This window comes from Streptomyces sp. NPDC060209, from assembly GCF_042728155.1.
Classification (GTDB): Bacteria; Actinomycetota; Actinomycetes; order Streptomycetales; family Streptomycetaceae; genus Streptomyces.
This window is the reverse complement of record NZ_JBHWZS010000447.1, coordinates 1-5,300: the sequence shown is the minus strand read 5'-3', so window position 1 is coordinate 5,300 and position 5,300 is coordinate 1. Positions and strand designations below refer to the sequence as shown.

Sequence of the window (5,300 nt, the reverse complement as noted above, 5' to 3'; positions counted from 1 at the left end):
CGCCATGGGCGACGTCACCCCGCACAGGTGCCGTGCTCCGGACCGGTCAGGCGGCGAGGGTCTGCCTGAGCGCTGCGAGGCCGTCGGTGTAGATACCGTGGAACAGGGCGACCGCTTCGTCGTCGCGGATCCCGTCCGGTGTGAAGGTGCCGCTCCACTCGACGCGGGAGGAACCGGCGTCGGGCTCCTGGTGCACCGTTATGGTCGACAGGTAGCCGGTCACGGGAAAGGGCGCCTGGAGTATCGAGTAGCTGTAGGTGCGGGCCTTGTCGTCGAAGGCTTCGAGACGCTCGACGATCAGGCCGCCTTCCTCGTTCGTGAGGCTGCGGATCCGGCCGCCTTCGCCGAGTTCACTCTTGGGGATGTAGGGCAGCCAGTCGGGCAGGGTGTCGAACCCGCCGATGAGCTGCCAGACACGCTCGGGCGGCACGGGGATGAGGACCGATGCTGTGGTCGTGGCCATGAGAGTTCTCCTTGCAGGTCGCGGGTCAGCGGGCAGGGGTCAGACAGCGGGTACAGGAGCGTCGGAAGCGATCAGCTGCTCGTCGCGCATCGCCGTCCAGAACCCGGCCGGGATCCGCTCCTGCAGCGCGGCGACATCCTCCGCGATGCGGCTCGGCCGGGTGGCACCGGGAATGGCGGCAGCGGTGGCCGCGTGCGCCAGGGAGAACTGCAGGGCGGCGGCCTTGATACCGACGCCGTACCGCTCCGCGAGAGCCTTGATCCGCTCCACCCTGCCGATGATCTCGGCGGGTGCCTTCTGGTACTCGAAGTGAGCCCCTCCGGCCAGGATCCCCGAGCTGTAGGGTCCGCCGACGACGATGTCGACGTTCTGCTCGGCAGCCGCGGGCAGCAGGCGCTGCAGAGCGCGGCCGTGGTCCAGCAGGGTGTAGCGGCCGGCCAGGAGGAAGGCGTCGGGCTTGGGCTCGTCGAGGTCGAGGGTGAGCTCCAGCGGTTCCACCCGGTTCACGCCCAGGCCCCAGGCCTTGATGACTCCCTCGGCACGCAGCTTCTCCAGGGTGCGGAAGGCGCCGGTACGGGCGGTCTCGTACTGGGCGAGCCACTGGTCACCGTAGAAGTCCTGCGCGATGTCGTGCACCCAGACGATGTCGAGGCGGTCGGTCTTCAGCCGGACGAGACTGTCTTCGATGGAGCGCATCGTCGCGTCGGCCGTGTAGTCGTTGACCATCTTGTTGGGGCGGCCGTGCTCGAACAGGCCACCCTTTTCGCCGAGTTCACGCGATGTGGGGTCCTCCAGCTCGTCCAGGACGACGCGGCCGACCTTGGTGCTGAGGACGTACGCGTCACGCGGGTGTGCGGCAAGGACCTCGCCCAGGCGGATTTCCGCGAGGCCCGCGCCGTAGAACGGGGCGGTGTCGAAGTAGCGGATGCCGTGATCCCAGGCGGCTTCGACGGTGGCGGCCGCCTCCGCGTCGGGAATGGCACGGAACATATTGCCCAGCGGGGCGGTGCCGAAGCCGAGCGGGCCGGGCAGAAGGGGCGCGATACCCATGAGGTACTTCCTAGCGGGGGGTGGGGTTCCGACGTCGTTCCGTGAGGGGCACGACGGTCCGTCGGTCTTACGTCTTCGAGGTTAGGATCGATACTTGAGACTGTCCAAGACACGCTTGGACTGAGTTGAGTCCCCCGAGGTCTTATATGCTTGACCTGCGACAACTTCGCTATTTCGTCGCTGTGGCCGAGGCAGAACACGTCGGTCGTGCTGCCGAGGAACTGCACATCTCGCAGTCGCCCCTCAGCCGTCAGATCGCCCAGCTGGAGAAGAACCTGGGCCTCACCCTGTTCGAGCGCAGCCAGCAGCGCATCCGCCTGACGGCCGACGGGCGGGTCTTCCTCACCGAGGCACGTGCGCTGCTGCGCCACGCCGACCGCCTGGAGAATCTGGGCCGCCGCCTGGGGCGCGGCGAGGAGGGGGGCCTGTGCATCGGTTACGTCGCCGACGCCATGCACACAGGCGTGCTTCCGGCAGCACTGCGCACCTTGCAGGAAGAGCGCCCCGGAATCCACGTCGCCCTCTACAGCCTGACCGCGGAGGAGCAATTCGTCGGCCTTCGGCAGCGCAGCCTCGACATCGCCCTGGTCCAGCAGCCCCCCACAGCCGACGACCCCGATCTGCTGGCCGCCCCGCTGCTCGAGGACCCGCTGCTCCTCGCCCTGCCCGCGAGCCACCCGCTCGCAGGCCGAAAGGACATCACGGCGCACGACCTCGACGGCCTGCCCTGGATCGCCGTCGGCACGTCCCTCGAGCCCGCCGCCCGGGACGCCTTCGTCGCCGCCTGTGTGGCATCCGGCTTCACACCCGACATCCGCCTCGACGCGCCGGACCCGCTGACCGCCCTCGGACTCGTCGCCTCCGGCCTGGGGCTCGCGCTCATCCAGAAGAGCATGGTCCGCGGGACCACCGAAGGCGTCGAAGTCCGCGAACTGCCCTGGCATCAGGCATCCGTACACCTGTGGGCAGCCTGGCACCGCACCGACCTGCGACCGGTGGTGGCATCGTTCCGCGCCACGGTCCTCACGCATCGCGCCGCTCCACCACCGGCGCAACAGGCTCGCCCGGCGTGACGGGCGCGCCCCGGTCGATGACCGGTTCACCGCGGTGCCCCGTATGGGTGTCGCCCTGCCCTCGGCACACCCGGCGGTGACAGGTGGCATCCTCGACAGCGTGGACCAGCGGCCGACGAGCCGCCGCGTTCCGCCGGCCGCGGTCCTGCTGGTGGACGGCGTTTTCGCCGGCCGTGCCAGGTCGAAGCATCCATTCCGTGGAAGAAGGAGGTGGAGCCTTCACTTCCGATGGCCCGCTCGTCCAGGTTTGGCTACGTTGATACCGGTTACTGGTACGGCGATGTTTGGAGAGCGGGGAGACACCGGTCGGCGTAGAAATCTCGCTCAGAGGTCTGCGCCCGGTCTCGACGTCGACGAGCCGCCCCGTGTCCATAGCCCCGACCCACGTTCCACACTCACCCCACGACGAAGGGGAAACGAAAGTGACCAGCGCATCGCACGAGCCGACCACTACTGACTCCGGCGCCCCTGTCGAGAGCGACGAGCATTCGCTCACCGTCGGTCCGGCGGGGCCGATCCTGCTGCAGGACTCCTACCTGATCGAGCAGATGGCCCAGTTCAACCGGGAGCGAATCCCCGAGCGTCAGCCGCACGCCAAGGGCAGCGGCGCCTTCGGACACTTCGAGGTGACCGGGGACGTCAGCGGCTACACCAAGGCCGCGCTCTTCCAGCCCGGCACCACGACCGATCTGGTCATTCGGTTCTCCACTGTCGCCGGCGAGCGGGGCAGCCCGGACACCTGGCGCGACCCGCGCGGCTTCGCTGTGAAGTTCTACACCAGCGAAGGCAACTACGACATGGTGGGCAACAACACCCCCGTGTTCTTCGTGAAGGACCCGATGAAGTTCCAGCACTTCATCCGGTCCCAGAAGCGCCGTGCGGACAACAACCTCCGCGACCACGACATGCAGTGGGACTTCTGGACCCTCTCACCCGAGTCGGCCCACCAGGTCACCTGGCTGATGGGTGACCGCGGCATCCCGCGCACCTGGCGCCACATGAACGGCTACACCTCCCACACGTACATGTGGATCAATGCGCAGGGTGAGCGCTCCTGGGTGAAGTACCACTTCAAGACCGACCAGGGCGTCGAGACGTTCACCCAGCACGAAGCCGACCAGATGGCCTCGGCCGACACCGACTACCACATGCGTGACCTCTTCGAGCACATCCGCGACGGCGACTACCCGAGCTGGACGCTGTACGTCCAGGTCATGCCGTACGAGGACGCGGTGGACTACCGGTTCAACCCGTTCGACCTGACCAAGGTGTGGCCGCACGGCGACTACCCGCTGATCGAGGTGGGGCGGATGACGCTGGACCGCAACCCCACCGACAACCACGCCGAGATCGAGCAGGCGGCCTTCCAGCCGAACAACCTGGTCCCCGGCATCGGCCCGAGCCCGGACCGCATGCTGCTCGCACGGCTGTTCTCGTACGCGGACGCACACCGCTACCGCATCGGAGCCAACTACCAGCAGCTCCCCGTCAACGCGCCCGTCGTCCCGGTGAACACGTACTCCAAGGACGGAGCGATGGCGTACCGGAAGACCACCGACCCCGTCTACGCCCCGAACTCGAAGGGCGGCCCGGCCGCCGACACCGGCCGCTACGGCAACCCGCCGAGCTGGTACACCGACGGAGACATCACCCGGGCGGCGTATGTGGACCACGCGGAGGACGACGACTGGGGCCAGGCCGGCACCATGGTGCGCAAGGTCCTCGACGACGCGGCGCGGGACCGGTTGGTGGACAACGTCGTCGGCCATCTGCTCAACGGCGTCACCGAGCCCGTGCTGAAGCGGGCTTTCGAGTACTGGTCGAACATCGACAGGACGATCGGCAAGCGCATCGAGGAGGGAGTGCGCACCAAGGCCGGGGAGAAGGACCCCAAGGCCTCGGAGCAGGGCAACCCCGCGCGCCGGTCCATGCAGGGCAAGGCCTGATCACCCGGCCGTACGACGCACCGGGCTTCCGGGCCCTGTCCGCGCCCCCGGTCGATGCCGGGGGCGCAGGCCCTGCGGCCTGTCTCCTTCAGCATTCCGCGGGCCGACTGCTGCTCCCCCAGCAGGCAAACGGCTTCGACAACGTCGGACGAATCCGAGGGAGCCGTTCATGACTACGGCGAAAGACCTGTTCATCATCGCCCTGCACCTGGGGCCGCCGAACCGCCCGGTGGGGCAGGGTGACCTGTCGCTCGCGCTCGCGGGTGCCGAGCTCATCGATCTCGTCGCAGCCCATGCCGCCACCTTGGAAGGCGATCGCATCGTCCCGGACCGGCAGCCGACGCTGGATGATCATCTCCTGGGTGAGGCGGCGGCGGCTCTCGACCGACAGGCGCCGTACGAGCGGGTCGAGGACTGGCTGTGGCGGCGAGGACGCGAGCTCTCCGCCACCTATCAGGCCGCACTCGAAGAGGACGGGCAGTTGGATCAGGGCCGCCACGGCCGGCTGCCGCTCGGAGCCGACCGCGTGGAGCCGGCCGATACGCCCTCTCGTCGCCAGGCCCTGAACCGCTGGGAAGAAAATGAGCCCGTGCTCGCCGCCCTCGCATCGGCCGTGGGGATCCGGAGCGGACGACCGGAGGATGAGCCCGGCGTCGAGGACGAAGCCGTGACGACGGTACTCGCCGCCGTCAGCGACGCGGTGATTGAACTCGAAGCAGTACGCCAGCGGCGGTCCATCGAGAACGCGGCGTTCGCCAACGTCTGGCG

General features: G+C 68.4%; 5 protein-coding genes. 3 read left to right on the top strand and 2 right to left on the bottom strand.

The window, feature by feature from the left end; all coding sequences use genetic code 11:
* Positions 1–46 precede the first annotated feature (46 nt).
* Together ACFWFI_RS40750 and ACFWFI_RS40745 are read right to left on the bottom strand one after the other, a co-directional pair.
* Positions 47–463 carry an SRPBCC family protein gene (locus ACFWFI_RS40750; RefSeq protein ID WP_387400701.1) on the bottom strand — a complete coding sequence of 139 codons (417 nt, stop codon included), beginning with the start codon at positions 461–463 and terminating at the stop codon, positions 47–49.
* Between the two features lie 39 nt (positions 464–502).
* Entirely contained in the window at positions 503–1,513 is a 1,011-nt protein-coding gene (locus tag ACFWFI_RS40745; protein WP_387400699.1) for an aldo/keto reductase, read from the bottom strand.
* Positions 1,514–1,659: 146 nt separating this feature from the next.
* On the opposite strand from ACFWFI_RS40745, the gene ACFWFI_RS40740 reads away from it, so the two are divergent.
* From ACFWFI_RS40740 to ACFWFI_RS40730, 3 genes are all read left to right on the top strand, one after another.
* Positions 1,660–2,586 (top strand): LysR substrate-binding domain-containing protein, encoded by a 927-nt coding sequence (locus tag ACFWFI_RS40740; RefSeq protein WP_387400697.1) that lies wholly within the window; start codon positions 1,660–1,662, stop codon positions 2,584–2,586.
* Positions 2,587–3,008: 422 nt separating this feature from the next.
* Positions 3,009–4,532, top strand: a complete 1,524-nt coding sequence (locus tag ACFWFI_RS40735; protein ID WP_387400695.1) for a catalase — start codon at positions 3,009–3,011, stop codon at positions 4,530–4,532.
* Between the two features lie 169 nt (positions 4,533–4,701).
* Positions 4,702–5,300: GOLPH3/VPS74 family protein (locus ACFWFI_RS40730; protein ID WP_387400693.1), on the top strand; the 599-nt coding region annotated here is incomplete at its 3' end.